The organism is Streptomyces sp. NRRL S-87 (assembly GCF_000719335.1).
Lineage (GTDB): Bacteria > Actinomycetota > Actinomycetes > Streptomycetales > Streptomycetaceae > Streptomyces.
In genome coordinates this window covers 37,367-59,265 of sequence record NZ_JOGB01000026.1, presented here as the reverse complement: position 1 = coordinate 59,265, position 21,899 = coordinate 37,367, and the positions used below count along the sequence as shown (strand labels likewise).

Annotated in this window: 18 protein-coding genes and 2 tRNA genes; 5 read left to right on the top strand and 15 right to left on the bottom strand. The window is 71.5% G+C overall.

The features are described 5' to 3' along the window. Nucleotides 1–226: 226 nt before the first annotated feature. On the top strand, nucleotides 227–2,824 hold the full coding sequence (locus tag IF43_RS0118290; protein ID WP_051795598.1) for a YfhO family protein: 2,598 nt from the start codon (nucleotides 227–229) through the stop codon (nucleotides 2,822–2,824). A 97-nt stretch (nucleotides 2,825–2,921) separates the two neighbouring features. Here the strand turns inward: IF43_RS0118290 and IF43_RS0118285 are convergent, their stop codons facing one another. Continuing rightward, a complete protein-coding gene (locus IF43_RS0118285) occupies nucleotides 2,922–5,546 on the bottom strand; it encodes a valine--tRNA ligase (RefSeq protein WP_030201466.1) in 2,625 nt (874 codons plus the stop codon). Nucleotides 5,547–5,676: 130 nt separating this feature from the next. Between IF43_RS0118285 and IF43_RS0118280 the strand changes: the two genes are divergently transcribed. Next, complete coding sequence (locus IF43_RS0118280; RefSeq protein WP_030201464.1) at nucleotides 5,677–6,663, top strand: hypothetical protein; 987 nt, start codon at nucleotides 5,677–5,679, stop codon at nucleotides 6,661–6,663. A 76-nt stretch (nucleotides 6,664–6,739) separates the two neighbouring features. Here IF43_RS0118280 and clpX read toward each other — a convergent pair whose 3' ends face one another. The 5 genes from clpX to IF43_RS0118255 all read right to left on the bottom strand — a co-directional run bounded on the left by clpX (nucleotide 6,740) and on the right by IF43_RS0118255 (nucleotide 11,681). Next, the gene (clpX, locus tag IF43_RS0118275) at nucleotides 6,740–8,026 is read right to left on the bottom strand and encodes an ATP-dependent Clp protease ATP-binding subunit ClpX (RefSeq protein WP_030201461.1); all 1,287 of its coding nucleotides are present in this window, start codon (nucleotides 8,024–8,026) and stop codon (nucleotides 6,740–6,742) included. Nucleotides 8,027–8,178: 152 nt separating this feature from the next. After that, nucleotides 8,179–8,847 carry an ATP-dependent Clp protease proteolytic subunit gene (locus IF43_RS0118270; protein ID WP_030201458.1) on the bottom strand — a complete coding sequence of 223 codons (669 nt, stop codon included), beginning with the start codon at nucleotides 8,845–8,847 and terminating at the stop codon, nucleotides 8,179–8,181. A gap of 86 nt (nucleotides 8,848–8,933) precedes the next feature. Further along, nucleotides 8,934–9,551 carry an ATP-dependent Clp protease proteolytic subunit gene (locus IF43_RS0118265; RefSeq protein ID WP_037889075.1) on the bottom strand — a complete coding sequence of 206 codons (618 nt, stop codon included), beginning with the start codon at nucleotides 9,549–9,551 and terminating at the stop codon, nucleotides 8,934–8,936. A 427-nt stretch (nucleotides 9,552–9,978) separates the two neighbouring features. Further along, nucleotides 9,979–11,361, bottom strand: coding sequence for a trigger factor (gene tig / locus IF43_RS0118260; RefSeq protein ID WP_030201450.1), 1,383 nt, complete (start codon nucleotides 11,359–11,361; stop codon nucleotides 9,979–9,981). A 243-nt stretch (nucleotides 11,362–11,604) separates the two neighbouring features. Then, nucleotides 11,605–11,681 (bottom strand) — tRNA-Pro (locus IF43_RS0118255). Nucleotides 11,682–11,857: 176 nt separating this feature from the next. Here IF43_RS0118255 and IF43_RS0118250 point away from each other — a divergent pair. After that, nucleotides 11,858–11,928: transfer RNA gene (locus IF43_RS0118250), tRNA-Gly, on the top strand. A gap of 110 nt (nucleotides 11,929–12,038) precedes the next feature. Here the strand turns inward: IF43_RS0118250 and IF43_RS0118245 are convergent. The 6 genes from IF43_RS0118245 to IF43_RS0118220 all read right to left on the bottom strand — a co-directional run bounded on the left by IF43_RS0118245 (nucleotide 12,039) and on the right by IF43_RS0118220 (nucleotide 17,089). Further along, the gene (locus IF43_RS0118245; RefSeq protein WP_030201447.1) at nucleotides 12,039–12,233 is read right to left on the bottom strand and encodes a hypothetical protein; all 195 of its coding nucleotides are present in this window, start codon (nucleotides 12,231–12,233) and stop codon (nucleotides 12,039–12,041) included. A gap of 187 nt (nucleotides 12,234–12,420) precedes the next feature. After that, nucleotides 12,421–12,909, bottom strand: a complete 489-nt coding sequence (locus IF43_RS0118240) for an HD domain-containing protein (protein ID WP_037889073.1) — start codon at nucleotides 12,907–12,909, stop codon at nucleotides 12,421–12,423. Between the two features lie 56 nt (nucleotides 12,910–12,965). Next, nucleotides 12,966–14,357 carry a pyridoxal-dependent decarboxylase gene (locus IF43_RS0118235; protein ID WP_030201441.1) on the bottom strand — a complete coding sequence of 464 codons (1,392 nt, stop codon included), beginning with the start codon at nucleotides 14,355–14,357 and terminating at the stop codon, nucleotides 12,966–12,968. Nucleotides 14,358–14,506: 149 nt separating this feature from the next. Continuing rightward, entirely contained in the window at nucleotides 14,507–15,649 is a 1,143-nt protein-coding gene (locus tag IF43_RS0118230; RefSeq protein ID WP_030201438.1) for a PP2C family protein-serine/threonine phosphatase, read from the bottom strand. A 69-nt stretch (nucleotides 15,650–15,718) separates the two neighbouring features. Beyond that, nucleotides 15,719–16,528: an Fpg/Nei family DNA glycosylase gene (locus IF43_RS0118225; RefSeq protein WP_030201437.1), complete on the bottom strand. Its 810-nt coding sequence runs from the start codon at nucleotides 16,526–16,528 to the stop codon at nucleotides 15,719–15,721. A gap of 72 nt (nucleotides 16,529–16,600) precedes the next feature. Then, complete coding sequence (locus IF43_RS0118220) at nucleotides 16,601–17,089, bottom strand: ribose-5-phosphate isomerase (RefSeq protein WP_030201434.1); 489 nt, start codon at nucleotides 17,087–17,089, stop codon at nucleotides 16,601–16,603. Between the two features lie 219 nt (nucleotides 17,090–17,308). Here IF43_RS0118220 and IF43_RS0118215 point away from each other — a divergent pair, with 219 nt between their 5' ends. Further along, a complete protein-coding gene (locus tag IF43_RS0118215; RefSeq protein ID WP_030201429.1) occupies nucleotides 17,309–18,748 on the top strand; it encodes an amino acid permease in 1,440 nt (479 codons plus the stop codon). A gap of 83 nt (nucleotides 18,749–18,831) precedes the next feature. Here the strand turns inward: IF43_RS0118215 and IF43_RS0118210 are convergent, their stop codons facing one another. Beyond that, complete coding sequence (locus tag IF43_RS0118210; RefSeq protein ID WP_030201427.1) at nucleotides 18,832–19,416, bottom strand: biotin transporter BioY; 585 nt, start codon at nucleotides 19,414–19,416, stop codon at nucleotides 18,832–18,834. A 408-nt stretch (nucleotides 19,417–19,824) separates the two neighbouring features. Between IF43_RS0118210 and IF43_RS0118205 the strand changes: the two genes are divergently transcribed. Beyond that, entirely contained in the window at nucleotides 19,825–21,132 is a 1,308-nt protein-coding gene (locus tag IF43_RS0118205; RefSeq protein WP_234332299.1) for an amino acid permease, read from the top strand. A 141-nt stretch (nucleotides 21,133–21,273) separates the two neighbouring features. On the opposite strand, the gene IF43_RS0118200 is transcribed toward IF43_RS0118205, so the two are convergent. Beyond that, nucleotides 21,274–21,468, bottom strand: a complete 195-nt coding sequence (locus tag IF43_RS0118200) for a hypothetical protein (RefSeq protein ID WP_030201425.1) — start codon at nucleotides 21,466–21,468, stop codon at nucleotides 21,274–21,276. After that, complete coding sequence (locus IF43_RS0118195; protein WP_051795597.1) at nucleotides 21,468–21,806, bottom strand: hypothetical protein; 339 nt, start codon at nucleotides 21,804–21,806, stop codon at nucleotides 21,468–21,470. Before IF43_RS0118195 ends, IF43_RS0118200 begins: the two co-directional genes overlap by 1 nt. Nucleotides 21,807–21,899 lie beyond the last annotated feature (93 nt).

Sequence of the window (21,899 nt, the reverse complement as noted above, 5' to 3'; positions counted from 1 at the left end):
TGTGGCGGACCTCGCACTTGCGCGAATAGCGGAACCCGAATCCCGAATTCGGACTCTCCCTCGTCGGACCGCTCCGTTCGCCCGCGACGGAGTCGTTCTCGCCCTGATCGTTACCGAATTCGGTCATCGGCTCATCTGAGCATTTCATAGGATGAGCGTTTGGGATTCGGCTCATGGGCGGCTGAATACCGGACATTTCAACAGGGATTCACGGGGACTCGTCAACATGACCACGCCAACCACCGCCGCACCGCCGACCCGTGCGACCGACCGGACCGGCGGGGCCGCCGCCCGGCCCGGGCCGCTGACCCGGCTGCGTGCGTCCGGTACCGCCGCCGCGGTCACCTCGGCGGTCATGGCGATGGCCGCCTACTGCCTCGGCATGGCGGCCCACGGCACGTACCCGTTCGGCCAGGGCGCGCGCGCCGTGAACGACCTGCGCCACCAATACGTCCCCTTCCACGCCCACTTGTGGGACCTCCAGCACGGCGCCGCCCAGGGCGACCTGTTCTTCAACTGGCAGAGCGGTTACGGAAACGGTTTCCTCGCCGAGTTCTTCACCTACCTCGGCAACCCGTTCTCCTGGCTGACCGGACTCTTCCCGCGCGAGGACGCCGACTTCTCCGTCTTCCTCGTCTCCCTCCTCAGCATCGGCCTCGCCGCCGCCGTCATGACGGCCTTCCTCGGCCGGCTGCGCCCCGGCTCGCCCTGGCTGCGCGCCGTGCTCGCCACCGGGTACGCCGTCTGCGGCTGGAGCCTGATCGAAGGCGGCATCGTCCCCATGTGGATGTGGGGCCTGGTGGCGTTCCCGCTGCTGTGCCTGGCCGCCGACCACTGCCTCACCGGCCGCCGCTGGGTGCTCGGGACCCTCTACTTCGCCCTCTGCTGGTACGCGAACTTCTACACCGCGGCCATGGCCACCCTCGGCGCAGCCCTCGTCCTGCTCCTGCGCCTGGCCGTCACCGAACTCCCCTGGCGCGCCCGCGTCCGGGCCCTGTGGCGGGCCGCCACCATGACCGTCACCGGCCTGCTGCTGGCCGCCCCCGCCGTGACCGTCTCCGGCCTCGCCAACGCCCAGTCCCAGCCCAGCGACAGCTACGTCGTCAGCACGGCCACCGAGCCCCTGACCTACCTCGGCCTCTTCCTGCCCGGCAGCGTGCCCGAACCCGCCGCCCCCAACGTCTTCACCGGCGTCCTGGTCCTGCTCCTCGTCCTCGCCCTGCCCTTCCAGGGCAAGGTCCGCGTCCGCGAGCGGATCGGCTGGCCGCTGCTGATCGGCCTGGTCGCCGTCTCCTTCGTGTACACCCCGACCGCCAAGGTGTGGCAGGGCTTCACCCTCCCGCACGGCTCGCCCTTCCGCGAGAGCTTCATCCTCAGCGGCCTGCTGGTGATGGCCGCCTGGATCTGCCTGTCCCACATGCCCAGGGCGCGGGCGCTGGTCGGCGGCGCCGCCCTGACCGCCCTGCTGGTCTGGGCCGCCCGCGACACCCAGCCGGCCAACGACTACGCCCTGCGCTGCACCGCCCTCGGCGGCGCCGGCACGGTCGCCCTGCTCCTGCTGTACGCGCGCGGGCTGCGACGTACCGCCCGTACCGCCGTCGTCGCCGCGCTGGCCGCCTGCACCCTGGCCACCAGCACCTACGCCGTCTACGCCACCCACACCCTCTTCGACCCGGCGCTGCGCGGATACACCGAGACCACCACCATGAACGCGCTGGCCGCGAACGCCCACCGGGTGGCCGTCGACCACGCCGACTGGCCGCGCTCGCGCACCGGTCTCGCCCCGAGCCTGTTCGTCGCCAACAACGACCCGATGCTCCTCGGCGTCCAGGGCGGCAGCTACTACAGCAGCTACGTCACCAAGGAAGCCGCCACCGGGCTGCGCGCCCTCGGTGTCGGCTACGCGATGGGCGGACGCAGCCTGTTCCGGACCGACGACCCGTTCTTCAACGCCCTCATGGGCGTCGGCACGCTGCTGGAACGCCCCGGCGACGGCCCCGAGGTCACCGCCCGCACCCTCACCGGCCTCCCCCTGGTCAGCCTGCGCGCCCCCGGCGCCGACCGGACGTACGGCGCGCCGGCCGGCTCGGTCTGGGCCCGCCGCAACGCCGCGCTCGGCGCGCACGTGTACGACGTACCGACGTTCCGGTACTCGCACGGGCCGGTCGACGGCCGCGGCCCGGCGGGCTACGCCCTGGGCCTGGCCGAGTCGGGCAAGGCGTGGAGCAGCTTCACCGCCCGGTGCCGGCCCGGCGACCAGGCCTACCTGTACGCGCCGGAGCTGTTCGGCGTGGCCGTCGGCTCCGGGGCCACCGAGCCGACCAGCAGCTCCGCCCGCCCGCCGGCCGTCCTCATGCCGGTCCAGCCGCTGGGCACCGTCCCGGCCGACGGCACGCTGAAGTTCGCCGTCGGCGCGACCCGGCCCGGCCAGGTGCTGCCGTACGACGCGGTCGGCTGCCTGGGACCGAAGGCCTTCCACGGCGCCGTCCAGGCCGTTCGCTCGGCCGGCCCCGCGCAGCTGGACGTCGGCGGCCACACGGTCCGCGCCACCTTCGCCAAGGGCTCCCGGGGCACCGCGGTGGTCGCCGCCCCGGCGATCCAGGGCTGGCGGTGCTCGGTGGACGGCGGCCCGTCGGCGCCGCCGGTGTCGTACCAGGGGCTGCTCGGCATCCCGCTGGGCGCCGGCGCCTCCGCGGTCTCCTGTGCCTACACCCCGCCGGGGCTGAACCCGGGCCTGGCGGCCGTCGGCGTCGGGCTGCTGGTGGTCGGCGGCGTGCTGCTGTACCCGATGGTCCGGCGGCGGTGGGGGGTCCGGCGCGGCTGACGCCCCGCGCATGCGGAAGGCCCCCGCACCCGAGCCGGGACCCTGTTGGTACCAACAGCGTCCCGAGCCGGGTGCGGGGGCCTTCTGCTCGGCCGGATCAGGCGGCGGGCAGACCCGCCAGCTGGGCCTCGATGCGGGCGATGTCCGCCTCGGCCTTGGCCAGCCGGCCCTTGATCTTGTCCACGACGTTGTCGGGGGCCTTGGCCAGGAAGGCCTCGTTCCCGAGCTTCGCCTCGGCCTGCTGCTTCTCCTTCTGCGCGGCCGCCAGGTCCTTGGCCAGGCGCTTGCGCTCCGCGGCCACGTCGATGGTGCCGGACAGGTCGAGGGCGACCGTGGCGCCGGCCACCGGCAGGGTGGCGGTGGCGCTGAAGCCCTCGCCCTCCGGCTGGAGGCGCAGCAGCTGGCGGATGGCGCCCTCGTGGGCGGCCAGCGGCGTGCCGGCCAGGTCCAGGCGGGCCGGGACCTTCTGGCCGGGCTGCAGGCCCTGGTCGGCGCGGAACCGGCGGACCTCGGTGACGACCTGCTGCAGGTTCTCGATCTCGGCCTCGGCGGCCTCGTCGCGGAAGCCCGAGTCGGTCGGCCACTCGGCGATGACGATGGACTCGCGGCCCGTCAGGGTGGTCCACAGGGTCTCGGTGACGAACGGGACGACCGGGTGCAGCAGGCGCATCAGGACGTCCAGGACCTCGCCGAGGACGCGGCCGGAGGCCTTGGCCGCCTCGCCGCCCGCGAAGAACGTCGTCTTCGACAGCTCGACGTACCAGTCGAAGACCTCGTCCCACGCGAAGTGGTAGAGGGCCTCGCTGAGCTTCGAGAACTGGTAGTCCTCGTAGAACGCGTCCACCTCGGCGACGGTCTTGTTCAGGCGGGAGAGGATCCAGCGGTCGGTGGCCGACAGCTGCTCGGCCGGCGGCAGCTCGCCCTCGATCGTGGCGCCGTTCATCAGCGCGAAGCGCGTGGCGTTCCAGATCTTGTTGGCGAAGTTGCGGGAGGCCTGGACCCAGTCCTCGCCGATCGGGACGTCCACGCCCGGGTTCGCGCCCTTGGCCAGGGTGAAGCGGACGGCGTCGGAGCCGTACTTGTCCATCCAGTCCAGGGGGTTGACCGCGTTGCCGAACGACTTCGACATCTTCTTGCCGCGCTCGTCGCGGACCATGCCGTGCAGGGCGATGGTGTGGAACGGCGGGACGCCGTCCATCGCGTACAGGCCGAACATCATCATCCGGGCGACCCAGAAGAAAAGGATGTCGTAGCCGGTGACCAGGACGGAGTTCGGGTAGAACTTCGCGAGGCTCTCGGTCTGCTCCGGCCAGCCCAGGGTGGAGAAGGGCCACAGGCCGGAGGAGAACCACGTGTCGAGCACGTCGGTGTCCTGGTGCCAGCCGTCGCCCGTCGGCGGCTGCTCGTCGGGGCCGACGCAGACGACCTCGCCGTTCGGGCCGTACCAGACCGGGATGCGGTGGCCCCACCACAGCTGGCGCGAGATGCACCAGTCGTGGAGGTTGTCGACCCAGTCGAAGTACCGCTTCTCCATCTCCTGCGGGTGGATCTTGACCTTGCCGTCGCGGACCGCGTCGCCCGCGGCCTTGGCGAGCGGGCCGACCTTGACCCACCACTGCATCGACAGGCGCGGCTCGATGGTGGTCTTGCAGCGCGAGCAGTGGCCCACGGAGTGCGTGTACGGGCGCTTCTCGGCGACGATCCGGCCCTCGGCGCGCAGCGCGGCGACGATGGCGGAGCGGGCCTCCAGGCGGTCCAGGCCCAGGAAGGGGCCGTGGACGGTGATGACCGCGTGCTCGTCCATGACGGCGAGGCTCGGCAGGTTGTGGCGCTGGCCGATCTCGAAGTCGTTCGGGTCGTGCGCCGGCGTCACCTTGACGGCGCCGGTGCCGAACTCGGGGTCCACGTGCGCGTCCGCGACGACCGGGATGCGGCGGCCCGTCAGCGGCAGCTCGATCTCGGTGCCGACCAGGTGCTTGTAGCGCTCGTCCTCGGGGTGGACGGCGACGGCCGTGTCGCCCAGCATCGTCTCGGCGCGGGTCGTCGCGACGACGATGGACGCGTCGCCCTCGCCGTACCGGATGGAGACGAGCTCACCGTCGTCGTCCTGGTACTCGACCTCGATGTCGGAGATCGCGGTCAGGCAGCGCGGGCACCAGTTGATGATGCGCTCGGCACGGTAGATCAGCTCGTCGTCGTAGAGCTTCTTGAAGATCGTCTGGACGGCCTGCGAGAGGCCCTCGTCCATGGTGAAGCGCTCGCGCGACCAGTCGACGCCGTCACCCAGACGGCGCATCTGGCCGGAGATCTGGCCGCCGGACTCGCCCTTCCACTTCCAGACGCGCTCGACGAACGCCTCGCGGCCGAGGTCGTGGCGGGACTTGCCCTCCTTCGCCAGCTCGCGCTCGACGACGTTCTGCGTCGCGATGCCGGCGTGGTCCATGCCGGGCTGCCACAGCGTCTCGTAGCCCTGCATGCGCTTGCGGCGGGTGAGGGCGTCGATCAGCGTGTGCTCGAAGGCGTGGCCCAGGTGCAGCGAGCCGGTGACGTTCGGCGGCGGGATGACGATGGTGTACGCCGGCTTGTCGCTCTTGGCGTCCGCCTCGAAGTAACCGCGCTCTACCCAGCGCTCGTAGAGCTTCCCCTCTACCTCGGCCGGCGCGTACTGGGTCGGCAGTTCGGAGTTCGGGGCGCTTGGCTGCTGCTGAGTGTTCTCGGTCACGGGGCACAGTTTAGAGGTGTCACGGCTTCGTACTGAAACCGAATAGGCGTGCCCCCGGCGCCCCGCCGCCCGCGGTGATCCGCCAGGATGTCGGAAACAGATAAAGGCATCCTGGAGGGGAACGCAGGAGATGAGCTACAACCAGCCGGGACCGTACGGCGGCCCGCAGCCGCAGCAGCCCGGACCGTACGGCCAGCCCAACCCGTACGGGCAGCCCCAGGGCTCCCCGCAGCCGGGGTACGGCTACCCCGGCCAGCCGCAGCCCGGAGCCCCGGCCGGCCCCGGCTACGGCTACCCGCAGCAGGCCCCCCAGGGAGTTCCGCCGCAGCAGCCGCAGCCGGGCTACGCCTACCCGCCCCAGCAGCAGCCGTTCCCGGGCCAGCCGCAGCCGCCGTACGGCATGCAGCCGCCGGCCCCGGCGAAGAAGGGCAAGGGCGGCTGCGTCGTGGCGGTCGTCCTCGTGCTGGCCCTGGCCGGCGGCGGCGCCTGGTGGTTCCTGAAGGGCAGCGGCGCGGACATCTCCGACGCGACCAAGGGCTACAAGCTGAAGTTCCCGGCGGCGGTGGACTCGTACAAGAAGCCGGCGAACGCCCAGGAGCCGCCGGAGCAGGAGATGAAGCCGGAGGCCAAGGCGAAGGCTGAGGCACTCGGGGTCAAGAACCCGCACCAGTCCGGTTCCGCTTACAGGAACGGCGCCTCCTCGGATCCCAAGGCGAAGCAGCTGACGGCCAGTGGCTTCTGGGGACAGGTCGAAGACCCGAGCAAGGCAGTTGACACCTGGTTCGGCAACGTCGGCCAGCAGAACACTGATTCCGCCAAGGAGGGCTTCACGCTCGAAGTGGTCGGCAGTCCCCGTGAGTTCCACCCGGACGGCTTCTCCGGCGCGGTGATGAAGTGCGCCAACATCAAGGTGACGCGTACGAAGGACTCCCCGGGCACGGAGAAGATGGCCAAGGAGACGCAGCTCCCCACGTGCGCCTGGGGCGACTACTCGACCCTGGTGTCGGTCAACGTGCTCGACCCGGCCGTGGCCATGCTCGGCGGCACCAGCGCCTCCCTCGAGGACGTCTCCGCCCTCGCCGCGAAGCTCTACAACACCTCCCGCACCAAGGCCTGACGGCCGGCGCGGTCAACGCCGAAGGGGCGCTCCCGGTGGTCCGGGGGCGCCCCTTCGGGGTTCGTGCGGGTGCCGGTTACGCCGACTTCTCGTGCGGGCCCTGGTCCTTGGGGACGATGCGGGGCACGAGGGTCGGGTTGACGTTGGAGCGGACCACGTCGGCGGTGATGACCACGCGGGCGACGTCCTTGCGGGACGGGACCTCGTACATCACCGACATGAGGACCTCCTCCATGATGGCGCGCAGGCCGCGCGCGCCGGTCTGGCGGAGGATGGCCTGGTCGGCGATGGCTTCGAGCGCCTCGCGCTCGAAGTCCAGCTCCACGCCGTCGAGTTCGAAGAGGCGCTGGTACTGCTTGACCAGGGCGTTGCGCGGCTCGACGAGGATCTGGAGCAGCGCCTCGCGGTCCAGGTTGTGGACCGAGGTGATGACGGGCAGACGGCCGATGAACTCCGGGATCATCCCGAACTTCACCAGGTCCTCCGGCATGACCTCCTGGAACTGGTCGCTGGCCTCGATCTCCCGCTTCGAGCGGATCGTGGCACCGAAGCCGATGCCCTTCGCGCCCGCCCGCGCCTCGATGATCTTCTCGAGGCCGGCGAAGGCGCCGCCCACGATGAAGAGCACGTTGGTCGTGTCGATCTGGATGAACTCCTGGTGGGGGTGCTTGCGGCCGCCCTGGGGCGGGACCGAGGCGGTGGTCCCCTCGAGGATCTTCAGGAGCGCCTGCTGGACGCCCTCGCCCGACACGTCGCGCGTGATCGACGGGTTCTCGCTCTTGCGGGCGACCTTGTCGATCTCGTCGATGTAGATGATCCCGGTCTCGGCCTTCTTGACGTCGTAGTCGGCCGCCTGGATCAGCTTCAGCAGGATGTTCTCGACGTCCTCGCCCACGTAGCCGGCCTCCGTCAGCGCGGTGGCGTCGGCGATCGCGAACGGGACGTTCAGCATGCGGGCCAGCGTCTGGGCCAGCAGGGTCTTGCCCGAGCCGGTGGGGCCGAGCAGGAGGATGTTGGACTTGGCGAGCTCGATGGCGTCGTCACGTCCCTGCGCGCCGCCGTTCTCGCCGGCCTGGACGCGCTTGTAGTGGTTGTACACAGCGACGGAGAGCGCCTTCTTCGCGGGCTCCTGCCCGACGACGTAGCTCTCCAGGAACTCGTAGATCTCGCGCGGCTTGGGGAGTTCCTCCCACCGCACCTCGCTGGTCTCCGCGAGCTCCTCTTCGATGATCTCGTTGCAGAGGTCGATGCACTCGTCGCAGATGTACACACCGGGGCCTGCGATGAGCTTCTTCACCTGCTTCTGGCTCTTTCCGCAGAACGAGCACTTGAGCAGGTCGCCGCCGTCACCGATGCGTGCCACGAGGTGCTTCCCCTTCGCCTGGGAGACGCCTGGTTCAGCGCTCCTGGTGCCTCATATCCGACGGTACCTTGCCGGGACCCCATCTCGGGGCCCCCTTGACGCGGTTCACATCGCCGGAAGGGCGAGCGGACCGCGTCAAGGGACCGCAAGGATCAGACGTTGTTCATCTTCCGGGTGGAGATGATCTGGTCGATCAGGCCGTAGGCCAGCGCGTCCTCGGCGGTGAGGATCTTGTCGCGCTCGATGTCCTCGCGGATCTTCTCGATCGGGGTCGAGGAGTGCTTGGCCAGCATGGACTCCAGCTGGTCACGCATGCGCAGGATCTCGTTGGCCGCGATCTCCAGGTCGGAGAGCTGCTCGCGGCCGGTGCCGCCGGACGGCTGGTGGATCAGCACGCGGGCGTTCGGCAGGGCCATGCGCTTGCCGGGCGTACCGGCGGCGAGCAGGACGGCGGCGGCGGAGGCGGCCTGGCCCATGCAGACCGTCTGGATGTCCGGCTTCACGAACTGCATCGTGTCGTAGATGGCCGTGAGGGCGGTGAAGGAGCCGCCCGGGCTGTTGATGTAGATCGAGATGTCGCGGTCGGGGTCCATCGACTCCAGGCACAGCAGCTGGGCCATGACGTCGTTGGCGGAGGCGTCGTCGATCTGGACGCCGAGGAAGATCACGCGCTCTTCGAACAGCTTCGCGTACGGGTCGTACTCGCGGATGCCCTGCGAGGTGCGCTCGACGAAGCGCGGGACGACGTACCGGTTGTCCACCTGCGCGCCGGTGTAGAGGCCGCTCGCGGAGAGGTTGTTCTGCATCTGGGTGTTCACCATCCTGGTGGCGTTGTGCCTGTGGCTGCGGGCTGTGTCGGCTGGGCTGCCGTACGGACCGGGTCCGTACGGGCTGCGGGCCTGCCGGATCAGGCCCCGGTGCCGCCGCCGCCCGGCACGTTGGACGCGGCAGAGATGATCTCGTCGATGAGGCCGTAGTCCTTGGCCTCCTCGGCGGTGAACCAGCGGTCGCGGTCGCCGTCGCGGATGATCGCCTCGACGGTCTGGCCCGAGTGGTGCGCGGTGATCTCGGCCATGCGCTGCTTGGTGCGCAGCAGGTACTGGGCCTGGATCTTGATGTCGGAGGCGGTGCCGCCGATGCCGGCCGAACCCTGGTGCATCAGGATGTCGGTGTTGGGCAGGGCGAAGCGCTTGCCCGGGGTGCCGCCGGTCAGCAGGAACTGGCCCATGGAGGCGGCCATGCCCATGCCGATGGTGACCACGTCGTTCGGGATGTACTGCATGGTGTCGTAGACGGCCATGCCCGCGGTCACGGAGCCGCCGGGGCTGTTGATGTACAGGTAGATGTCCTTGTCGGGCTCGGCCGCGAGGAGGAGCATCTGAGCCGTGATCTTGTTGGCGATGTCGTCGTCGACCTGCTGGCCGAGGAAGATGATCCGCTCGTTGAGCAGCCGGTTGTAGACATGGTCGCCGAGGCCACCACCGATGGACGGCTCACCGGCGAGATAAGGCATCAGATTCGTCACGTATCCACCTGCTCGTCTCCGACGGCCCCGGACCGGGCCGTCTCAGCGTCTCGTTCAGAGGGCAGTGCCCTCGTATTCATGGACCCTAACGCGCAGGTCGGACAACGCCATCCCGCTTCCCCAACTGTTCGCTGGGAGCGCAAGGTGCCCGGGGCCCCCGCGCGGGCGCCGCACAGCCCGTGCCAGGGCCCTCCGCGGGGCCCGCGGAGCGGCCGGCGGAAGGGGCGGCGGCAGGCGCGGCGGAGGGACGGCAGCGGGGGCGGCGGAGGGGTCGGGGCCAGGGGCGACGGAGGGGCGGCAGCAGGGGGCGGCGGAGGGCCCGCGCCCGGGTACGCCGGAGGGCCCGGACGCGGTTGCGTCCGGGCCCTCCGTACGGGCTTGCGCGGGGCCGCGGGCGGCCCCGTGGCCTGGTCGGGCCCGAGGGGCCTTACTTGGCCTCGTCCTCGTCGGCAGCGCCCTCGGCGGCCTCGACGACGTTCTCGGCGATCTCTTCCTCGTCCTCGTCGGACAGGTCGACCTCGTTGCCGTTGGTGTCGGTGACCTTGGCGGCCTCCACGACGACCGCGAGGGCCTTGCCGCGGGCGACCTCGCCGACCAGCATCGGGACCTGGCCGCCCTCGACGACGGCCTGGGCGAACTGGTCGGGGGACATGCCGGAGGAGGCGGCGCGACGCATGAGGTGCTCGGTGAGCTCCTCCTGGTTCACGTTCAGCTTCTCCTTGTTGACGAGCTCGTCGAGGACGAACTGCGTCTTGATGCCCTTGACCGCGGCTTCCTTGGTCTCGGCGTCGAACTCCTCGACCGTCTTGCCCTGGAACTCGAGGTACTTCTCGAGCGTCAGGCCCATCTGGCCGAGCTGGTGGTGCTCCAGGTTGTGCTTGCGGGTGTTGATCTCGTCCTCGAGCAGCTTCTCGGGGATCGGGACCTCGACCAGCTCGAGCAGCTTCTCGAGCACGCGCTCCTGGGCCTGGGTGGCCTGGTCGTACTGCTTCATGTTCTCGAGGCGCGTACGGCTGTCGGCCTTCAGGTCCTCGAGGGTGTCGAACTCGCTCGCCAGCTGGGCGAACTCGTCGTCCAGCTCCGGGAGCTCACGGGCGGCGACCTGGGTGACCTTGACGGTGACCTCGGCGTCCTTGCCCTCGGCGGAGCCGCCCTTCAGCTGGGAGGTGAAGGTGGCCTCGCCACCGGCCTCCAGGCCCGTGACGGCCTCGTCGATGCCGTCGAGCAGCTCGCCCGAGCCGATGGTGTAGGAGACGCCGGAGGCGACGCCGTCGGGCAGCACCTCGCCCTCGACCTTGGCCTCGAGGTCGATCGTGACGACGTCGCCCTCGGCGGCGGCGCGCTCGACCGGGTTGGTGGAGGCGAAGCGGTTGCGCAGCTGCTCGACCGACTTCTCGACGTCCTCGTCGGTGACCTCGACCGCGTCGACCTCGACCTCGATGCCGGAGTAGTCCGGGATCTCGATGGTCGGGCGGACGTCGACCTCGGCGGTGAAGTTCAGCGTCTCGCCGTCCTTCAGCTCGGTGATGTCGACGTCGGGCTGACCCAGCGGGTTCAGGTCGGCCTCGTTGACGGCGGCGGTGTAGAACTTCGGAAGCGCGTCGTTGACGGCCTCCTCCAGGACGGCACCGCGGCCGAAGCGCTGGTCGATGACCCGGGCCGGGATCTTGCCCTTGCGGAAGCCCTTGACCGTGACCTGCTGGTTGATCTTCTTGTACGCCGCGTCGAGGCTGTCCTTGAGCTCCTCGAAGGGCACCTCGACAGTGAGCCGAACCCGGGTCGGGTTCAGGGTCTCCACGGCGCTCTTCACGGTTCGGTCTCCTTGTGGCTGACTTCTGGGGTTCTGCCGATGCTGCGTGGTCGCGGATCAGCGGATCGGGCCCGGCACATCAGACACACGGGCACGCAGCTTGCATAGTAACCGCACGGTGGAGTCAGCCGACAACGCGATCATGGCGAGCGGCGCGCGGATCACGCCGTCTCGGGCGCGCGGATCATGCGGTCTCGGGCGCGCGGATCATGGCGTCTCGCGCGCGCGGGGCGCGGGCCGTACTGGTCGGGGTGGCCGGATTCGAACCGACGACCTTCCGCTCCCAAAGCGGACGCGCTACCAAGCTGCGCCACACCCCGTCGGTGCGACACGTAGGGTACATGCCCGGAGACGGTCCGACGCGCGCGTTTCGCGGCACGGAACGGCCGGTACGCGCCGGGGCCGGTCGCCGCGGGGAATGCGGTGTGCACCGCGGGGCGCCGACCCGCTAGGATGCTCTGCGTGCCACGGTCTCCGTGACCTGCGTGCACCGCTTGCGGGCGTAGCTCAATGGTAGAGCCCTAGTCTTCCAAACTAGCTACGCGGGTTCGATTCCCGTCGCCCGCTCTGCATACGCCGAGGAGCCGGTCCCCCCAGGGGGACCGGCTCCTCGCGTTCGTGCGCGGGTGCGGTGGGCGGGCGGGGCCGCGCGGGGCGGCTCGGGCCGCTGCACGCCGTCAGAGCTTGATGCCGGAGATCGTCTGGGCCAGGGACGTCAGGAAGGCGTTGACGTCGCCGGCGATCGAGCTGGAGGCCAGGAAGAAGCCGAACAGGACCGCGACGACGGCGGGCCCGGCTTTCAGGTTCCCGCCTCTGATCAGCACCACCATGATGATCGCCAGCAGAACCACCACTGACAGCGAAATGGCCATTACTCATCACACCCCTCGGTCGTCCCTGGTCGGCCCGGGGCATACGGCCGCGCACACCCCCATGCCCTCAATCGTGCCACCAAGTGAGGGGTGCTATCCGCCCCGTGACGAATCGTCGGCGATTGATTCCGGCCAACTGCCCGTGCAGGGGGCATATTTCGGTCGGACGGCGGGTCCGGCGGAGCCTTTACGGGGCCCCGGTCAGGCCGAGGAGGGCGCGGACCCCCGCGTACTTCGCCGCCAGCCGGTCGCGGGTGGCCCCGTCGAGGACGGCGAGCCTGGCGGGGTCCGCGTTGTGGGCGAGGTCCGCCTCCTTGACGAGCAGCGCGCCGGGAGTCGCCAGGATGCGGGCGGCGTACTCCTCGACGGGCTCCCCCGGCCGCTTGGTGACGGCCAGGACCATGGCCTTCACCTCGTCCGGGAGGGCGGCTGATTCCAGCCACTCGGGACTGAGCGCCGCGTCCTCGACGGCGTCGTGCAGCCAGGCCGCCGCCTGCTGTTCCTCGGTGCCGCCGCGCTCGCGCACCCCGGCGGCGACGGCCGCGAGGTGCTCGGCGTACGGGCGGCCCGCCTTGTCGGTCTGGCCCTCGTGCGCCGCGCGGGCGATCCGCTCGACCTCGGCGAGGGTCAGGCGGGCGTCGTCCGCCGCGGGGTCCGCGGTCGCGTCGGTGGTCATGGTCGGTGCTGGTCCCTTCCCTCGGGCGGGCCCGTCCCGGCCGGGCCCGGTGCCGGTCAGGCGGGCTCCAGTGCGGCGGCCGCGTCGTGCAGGGCGCGCGCGGTCAGCCGTACGTCGTCGTCGGTGGTCCGCCAGTTGGAGAACGCCGCCCGCAGCGCCGCGGTTCCGTCGTACACGGTCGGGGTGACGAACGCGTGGGGCGCGGCGGCCTCCCGCAGGGCGGTCAGGCGCTCGGGGGTCGGGTCCTCGGCGAGGGTGAAGCAGACGACGTTGAGGCGTACGGGGGCCAGGAGGCGGAAGGCGCCGCCTGCGGCCAGCTCCTCCCCCAGGGCCCGGGCGCCGGCGATGTTGCGCTCGACGATATCGCGGTGCCCGGCGCGGCCGTAGGCGGCGAGGGTGAACCAGGCGGCCAGGGCGCGCAGCCGGTGCGAGTTCTCGGGGGTGAGGTGGACCAGGTCGGGACGCTCGCCGAGCGGGCCGAGGTAGGCGGCGGCGTTCTGGAAGACGCGGGTCTGGAGGTCCTGGCGGCGGGTGAACTGCACGGCGCTGTCATAGGGCACGTTGAGCCATTTGTGCAGGTCGATGCAGACGGAGTCGGCGAGGTCGAGGCCGTCGACGAGGTGGGCGTGGGCGGGCGAGAGACCGGCGAAGGCGCCGAAGGCGGCGTCGACGTGCAGCCAGAAGTCGTACCGGTCCTTGAGGGCGGCGACGGCGCGCAGGTCGTCGAAGTCGACGGTGTTGACGGTGCCGGCGTTGGCGACGACCACACAGGGCCCGTCCTGCTCGGCGAGGGCGGCGGCGAGGGCGACGGGGTCGACGGCCTCGCGGCCGGGGAGGAGGGGGACGGGGACGATCGCGTTGCGGCCGAGGCCCAGCATCGACAGGCCCTTGGCGACGGAGGAGTGCGGGCTGCCGGACAGGACGCGTACGGGGCCCAGGGCGGCGGCGCCGTCGGCGGCCACGTCGACCCCCCGTCGCTCGCCGAGCCACTCGCGGGCGATCGCGAGGCCGACGGTGTTGGAGAGGGTGGCTCCGCTGACGAGCGTGCCCCGGTGGGCGTCGGTGAGGCCGAAGAGGTCGCGCAGCCAGGTGACGGTCTCGGTCTCGAGGAGGCGGCCGGCGTCGTCGTAGGCGGAGGTGGGGTTCTGGTCGTAGGCGGCGGTCAGCCAGTCGCCGGCGAGGGCGGCGGGGGTGGTGCCGCCGGTGACGAAGCCGAAGTAGCGGGGGCCGGCGCTGGCCGACAGGCGGTCCGCCCAGCGGGTCTCGAAGGTCGCCAGGGCCTTGGCCAGGCCCTCCCCCTCGGCGGGGAGCGGGGCCGGCTCGGGGGCCCGGTGCGGGGGGATGACCGGGCGGTCGGCGAGGGTGTCGAGGTAGGTCGCGGTGTGCGTGCGGACGGTGTCGAGGAGGGTGGGGAGGTCGGCGAGGTCCTGGGCGAGGCGGGGGTCCATGCGGGCACGGTAGGCGGGGTGCGGGGTGGGGGGACCGGGCCAATCCGGTACCGGTGGCCGGGCTCGCCCGTTCGGCCCGGATCAGGGGCAGCGGCGGGTCAGGGGGAGCGGCGGATCAGGGGGAGCCGCGGGTCGCGGGGAGCGGTGGATCAGGGCGAGCGGCGGATCAGGAGGAGGGCGCGGTCGTCGTTGACGTCCTTGGCGACCTTTTCGATCAGGTGCCAGGCGGCGCCCTCGAAGCCGGAGTGGACGTAGCGGTCGGCCTCGCCGGTGAGGCGGTCGATGCCCTCGCTGATGTCGCGGTCGGCGGTCTCGACGAGGCCGTCGGTGAAGAGCATCAGGACGTCGCCGCGGCGCAGGCTGCCGCGGACCGGCTCGAACTCGGCGCCGTCGTAGACCCCGAGGAGGGGGCCTTCGGCGGCCTTCTCCGCCCAGCGGCCGGTGCCCGCGCAGAGCTGGAGCGCGGGCAGGTGGCCGGCGGAGAGGAGCTCGTAGTCGCCGGTCTCCAGGTCCAGGACGAGGTGGACGGAGGTGGCGAAGCCCTCGTCCCAGTCCTGGCGGAGCAGGTAGCCGTTGGCGGCCGGCAGGAAGTCCTGGGGCGGGAGGGAGCCCAGCAGGCCTCCGAAGGCTCCGGAGAGGAGGAGGGCGCGGGAGCCGGCGTCCATGCCCTTGCCGGAGACGTCGGTCAGGACGACTTCGAGGGTGCGCCCCCCGTGGGTGCGGGCGGCGACGACGAAGTCGCCGGAGAAGGACTGGCCGCCGGCCGGCCGCAGGGCCATCTCGCGGTGCCAGCCGGGCGGCAGGGCGGGCAGCTTGCTCTGGACCCGGATCCGCTCGCGCAGGTCGAAGAGCATGGTGCCGCCGCGCCGCCAGGGCACCCCGACGCGGCTGCGGAACTGGGCGATGACCAGGCCGAAGAAGCCGCATGCGGCCACGACGAGGACGGTGCCGGGGGTGACCCGGGCCGGGCCCTGCGTGTACGGGCCGAGGACGACGGACTCGACGATCAGGGCGGTCGCCGCGGCGGCGTAGAGCCCGAGCAGGGAGGCGGGGCGCAGCAGCAGGCCGCCCGCGACGATCGGCAGGACGAGGGCGGAGGGCGAGAACCAGACGGGCAGCATCAGCGTCCCGCAGGTGATCGCGGGGACGGTGATCAGCAGTCCGGTGAGGGCGAGCCAGTCGGAGGCGTCGCCGCGGAAGTAGTCGACCGCCGACCGGCGCAGGGCGGTGCGGGCCCGGTGCACGCCCTTGCGCATCCGTGCCACGAGCGGTTCGGTGCGTGCTCCGGCCATTGCTGGGGACCCTATCCATCGATCCTGTGCTCGCGCAGGGGTACCCCCGCACATCCGTGGATCAGCCGTTCAGCGGCGTTGGCAGGCGGGGCACCAGAAGAGGTTGCGGGCGGCGAGGTCGGCGGTGCGGACCTCGGTGCCGCAGATGTGGCAGGGCAGGTCGGCGCGGCGGTAGACGTACACCTCGCCGCCGTGGTCGTCGACGCGCGGCGGGCGGCCCATGGCCTCGGGCATGTGCTGGGGGCGGACGGTGTCGATGCGGTTGTTGCGGACGCCCTCGCGCATGAGTGCGGCCAGGTCGGCCCACATGGCGTCCCATTCGGTGCGGGCGATATCCCGGCCCGCCCGGTACGGGTCGACGCCGTGCCGGAAGAGGACCTCGGCGCGGTAGACGTTGCCGACGCCCGCGACGACCTTCTGGTCCATGAGGAGGGCGGCGATGGTGGTGCGGCTGCGGGAGATGCGGGCCCAGGCGCGGTCGGGGTCGTCGGAGGCGCGCAGGGGGTCGGGGCCGAGCCGGTCGTGTATCGCCTTCTTCTCGCCGTCGGTGATCAGGGCGCAGGCGGTGGGGCCGCGGAGGTCGGCGTAGTGGTCCTCGTTGAGGAGCCGCATGCGGACGGTGTCGGTGGCTGGCGGGGCGGGTGCGGGTCCGAGTCCGTACTTGCCGAAGAGGCCGAGGTGGACGTGGACCCACTCGGTGCCGCCGAAGCCCAGGAAGAGGTGTTTGCCGTGGGCCTCGGCGGTCTCCAGCCTGCGTCCGTCGAGCAGTGCCGCGCTCTCGGCGAACCGGCCCTGGGGGCTGCTCACCCGGACCGTGCGGTCGGCGAACCGTTCGGCGTGGTCCTGGGCGAGGCGGTGGATCGTATGCCCCTCGGGCACGGCACTGCTCCTGTCGGCCGGTCGGCGTGGTGCGGCGGTCCGGCCCGGTGGCGGCCGGGCGGCCGGTGCGTGTCAGCCCTGCTGCGGGTGGTGGGCCGGGATCGGGGGGAGCTCGCCGGTCTCCTCGTAGCGGGAGAGCATCTCGATGCGGCGGGTGTGGCGCTCCTCGTCGGAGTACGGGGTCGCCAGGAAGGCCTCGACGAAGGCGGTGGCCTCGTCCTGCGTGTGCATGCGGCCGCCGACGGAGATCACGTTGGCGTTGTTGTGCTCGCGGCCGAGCTTGGCGGTCTCCACGCTCCAGGCGAGGACGGCACGGACGCCCTTGACCTTGTTGGCGGCGATCTGCTCGCCGTTGCCGGACCCGCCGATCACGATGCCGAGGCTGTCGGGGTCCGCGGCGGTCTTCTCCGCGGCCCGCAGGCAGAAGGGGGGGTAGTCGTCGACGGCGTCGTAGATGTGGGGCCCGCAGTCGACGGGCTCGTGGCCGTTGTTCTTGAGCCAGTCCACGAGGTGGTTCTTGAGCTCAAAGCCGGCATGGTCGGATCCGAGGTACACGCGCATGACGTCGAGTGTGTCACGAGGGGTGCTCGGGGCGTCGGCGGGGTGTCGCGTAAGTCACTCCGAAACCTCAAGTAATCCTTAAGTACCCAGATGGGACCCCTTGGGACCTTTATCCAAGGCTTAGGTCCCGGACAACGAAACGGAATCGGGGTCTTCCGCCTCGGCCATGGCTTGGATTGAATGCCCGGGCTCGCAACCCGAGAACCTAAGGATCCGTCCATGAGCTCCACGACGACCCTTCAGAAGGCAGGCGGCCCGGCCGGGGAACCCGGCTCCGCACAGTCTTCCGACGGTCTCAAGGCCGGTCTCAAGAACCGCCACCTGTCCATGATCGCCATCGGCGGTGTGATCGGGGCGGGCCTCTTCGTCGGCTCCTCCGGCGGCATCGCCAAGACCGGCCCCGCCATCCTGATCTCGTACGCCCTCGTCGGCGCGATGGTCGTCTTCGTCATGCGGATGCTCGGCGAGATGGCCGCCGCCAGCCCGAACTCGGGCTCCTTCTCCGCGTACGCCGACCGCGCGCTGGGCCGCTGGGCCGGCTTCTCGATCGGCTGGCTGTACTGGTTCTTCTGGGTGGTCGTGCTCGCGGTGGAGGCCACCGCCGGCGCCAAGATCCTCGAGGGCTGGATCCCGGCCGTCCCGCAGTGGGGCTGGGCGCTGATCGTGATGGTGGTCCTGACCGCCACCAACCTCGCCTCGGTCTCCTCCTACGGCGAGTTCGAGTTCTGGTTCGCGGGCATCAAGGTCGTCGCCATCGGCGCCTTCATCGTCGTCGGCGGCCTGGCCGTCTTCGGCCTGCTGCCGGGCTCGGACAACCCGGGTGCCGGCTTCGCGCACCTGACGGACGCGGGCGGCTTCATGCCCAACGGCGCCGGCTCGATCCTCACCGGTGTCCTGATGGTCGTCTTCTCCTTCATGGGTTCGGAGATCGTCACCCTCGCCGCCGGCGAGTCGGAGGACCCGCGCCGCGCGGTCACCAAGGCCACCAACTCGGTGATCTGGCGCATCGGCGTCTTCTACCTGGGCTCGATCCTGATCGTGCTGTCGCTGCTGCCGTGGAACGACAAGTCGATCACCGACAAGGGCTCGTACGTCGCCGCCCTGGACTCGATCGGCATCGCGCACGCCGGCCAGATCATGAACGTGATCGTGCTGACGGCGGTGCTGTCCTGCCTGAACTCCGGCATGTACACGGCCTCGCGCATGGCGTTCTCGCTGGGCGAGCGCGGTGACGCGCCGAAGGCCTTCGCCAAGGTCAACGCCAAGGGCGTGCCGACCGCCGCGATCCTCGGCTCGGTGGTCTTCGGCTTCGTCGCCGTCTACTTCAACTACGCCTTCCCGGACACGATCTTCAACTTCCTGCTGAACTCGTCCGGCGCCATCGCGCTGTTCGTGTGGCTGGTCATCTGCTTCACGCAGCTGAAGATGCGCGGGATCCTGCTGAAGGAGGCCCCGGAGAAGCTCACCGTCAAGATGTGGTTCTTCCCGTGGCTGACCTGGGCCACCGCGGCACTGATCACGTTCGTGATCGGCTACATGTTCTACGACGACGGCAACCGCGAGGTCGTCATCTGGTCGACCGTGGTCGCGGTCGCCGTGGTCCTCACCGGTGTCGTGCTGAACGCGGTGCGCAAGCCCGCCGCCGAGGTCGAGGCCTGAGCCGGTACGACCCCGAACGCGCCGGAGCCCCGGCCCGCAGTGGATGCGGGCCGGGGCTCCGGCGTACGTACGGGGGGGCGGGCTCAGCCGCGCCGGCCGACCAGCTTCCACGCGGCCGGCAGCAGGCCCATGGCCAGCGCGGCCTTGAGCGCGTCGCCGATCAGGAACGGGGTCATGCCCGCGGCCACCGCGGCGGACGCCGACATGCCGGTGGCCAGCGCCAGGTAGGGCACGCCGACGGCGTAGACGATCGCGGACCCGGCGACCATCGCGCCGGCGGTGCGCAGCACCGAGCGGTCCGCCCCGCGCCGGGCCAGCGCCCCGACCACGGTCGACGCCAGCAGCATGCCGAGCACGTAGCCGAAGGTGGCGCCGCCCGCGCCGGCGGTGCCGCCGGCGAACCAGGGCACGCCCGCCATGCCGACGAGGGTGTAGAGGGCGAGGGAGAGGAAGCCTCGGCGGGCCCCGAGCGCGGTGCCGACCAGCAGCGCGGCGAAGGTCTGGCCGGTGATCGGCACGACGAGGCCGGGCACCTTGACCGAGAGCTGGGCGGCCAGGCCCATCAGGGCGGCGCCGCCGGCGACGAGGACCACGTCGCGGGTGCGGCTCGCGGGCAGCAGGTCGGCGAGGACGGTGCCGGGCCGGAAGGGGACGGAAGCGGTGCTCATCGGGGTCTCCGCGGAGGGTGAGGGGTCGGTGACAGGGCGACGTTAGCCGGGGGCGGGGGCCGTGATCACCGTCGTGCGGACACAAAGCGTCGTTCCCGGGCTTGGTGGGGAGTGCACAAAGCCGGGGCTCTTCTCCGCACGTGCGATACGCCCGAAGTGACGCGGATCACTCGGGGTTTCGAGTGGGTCGAAACCGTTTTGCGTGTGCCGTACGTGCTCAGGGAGACTGTGGGGATGCCACAAGCACCCCAGAGTTCCTCCTCCTCGGCCGAGGCCCCGGACGCCGCCACCAGCGGGACCACCGGCGCGGCCACCGCGGCCCCCGCCACCCCCGCGGCCACCGCGGCCACCGCGACCGCCGTCCCCGCGGAGCCGCTCGCCCACGGGCTGAAGCAGCGCCACCTGACCATGCTGGGCCTCGGCGGCGTGATCGGCGCCGGCCTGTTCGTCGGCTCGGGCGGCGGCATCGCCGTCGCGGGCCCCGGGATCGTCGTGTCGTATCTGCTCGCGGGCGCCCTGGCGATGCTCGTGATGCGGATGCTCGGCGAGATGTCGGCGGCGATGCCGGCCTCGGGCTCGTTCTCCGTGCACGCGGAGCGGGCGCTGGGGCGCTGGGCCGGGTTCTCGGTCGGCTGGCTGTACTGGTTCCTGCTGGTGGTGGTGCTCGCGGTGGAGGCCACCGGCGCCGCGAAGATCGCGCACGGCTGGCTGCCGGACGTGCCGCAGTGGGGCTGGGTGCTGCTGTTCATGGTGGTCTTCACCGCCAGCAACCTCACCGCGGTCCGCAACTTCGGCGAGTTCGAGTTCTGGTTCGCGGCGCTGAAGGTCCTCGCGATCGTCGCGTTCCTGGTGCTGTCCGGGCTGGCGGTCTTCGGCGTGCTGCCCGACACCGATCCGGTGGGCCTGGCCAACCTGACCGGCCGGGGCGGTTTCCTCCCGCACGGCTGGGAGGGTGTGGTCTCGGGCGTGCTCGCGGTGGTCTTCGCGTTCGGCGGCCTGGAGGTCGTCACGATCGCCGCCGCCGAGTCCGACGACCCGGCCCGCTCCGTGGCCCGGGCGGTGCGCAGCGCGGTGTGGCGGATCCTGTTCTTCTACATCGGCTCGATGCTGGTGATCGTGACGCTGCTGCCGTGGGACTCCTTCGTGCCGGGCGAGAGCCCGTACGTGGCGGTGCTCGACTCGATCGGCGTCGCCGGGGCCGGGCAGATCATGAACGTCGTGGTGTTCGTGGCGCTGCTGTCGGCGCTGAACGCGAACCTGTACGGGTCCTCGCGGATGGTCTTCTCGCTGGCCGAGCGGAACGAGGCGCCGCAGGGCCTGCTGAAGGTCTCGGGCGGCGGGGTGCCGCGGCGCGCGGTGCTGGCCTCGGTGTCCTTCGGCTTCGTCTCGGTGCTGCTCAACCTGCTGTGGCCCGAGACGATCTTCCTGTACATGCTCAACGCGGTCGGCGCGGTCCTGCTGTTCGTGTGGGCCCTGATCGCGGTGTCGCAGCTGCGGCTGCGCCGCAAGATCGAGCGTGCGGCGCCGCAGACGCTGGTCCTCAAGATGTGGGGCTTCCCGTACCTGACGTGGGCGGCGCTGGCCGGGATGGCAGCGGTGCTGGTGCTGATGGTGCGCGACGACGGCGCGCGGCCGCAGGTGCTGTGGTCGGCCGGCGCGACGGCGCTGGTGCTGGCGGTGGCCGGGGCACGGGAGCTGCGCGCGCGGCGCGCGTGAGCGCGGCCGGCGGGGTCGGGCGCTCTGGCTTCCCGGACGCCGGCGCGCTCGTTTCCTGCTGCGCCGGCGGACGGAGCGGGAGCGGACGGGCCCCGGCGCACAGCGCGCCGGGGCCCGTTGCCCTTTCCGCACCCGCGAAGGTCAGCGGGAGTCCGCGGCCCCCATCCCGTCGAACAGCTCCAGCACGTCCGGCGGGCGCGGCACGCCGGGGGCGCAGCCCCGGCAGGCGTAGACGTTGAAGCCCGGCCCGGACCCGGCGTGCACCTCCGACACGACGACGAAGTCCGTCGTCAGCTCCTCGCACTCCACGCACATGCGCGTGGGCCGGCGGGCCATCAGGCCGCGCTCCGCGCGCCGACGAGGTGCGTGTCGAGGTCGACCCCGAAGTCCGCGGCGAGCACGAGCGCCAGCCTCCGCTGCCACTGCTCGTGGGCCCGCTGGTACGGCCGCACGAGCGGGGCCGCGTCCCCGTCGAGCGGCCCGTCGTCGGCTCCGTACGGCGACCGCGCCGCGGGCAGGGTCGGCGCGGTCTCGTCCCGCGTCCACCACACCGCCCGCACGGGCGCCAACGGCTGCCGCCGCCCGCCGCCTCGAAGCCCGCACCACACCATCACGCCCTGCACGAGGGCACGGATAAGCTCACCCACGTCGATCTCCTCATCCAGATCGGCCACGCCCCGGGACGGTTGCAGCCGTCGCCGGGGTCCTTGGTTCCGAGCGTAGCGCCTACCGCGTCCCCCTGCACCCCACTGCGTCTGACCGCGTCC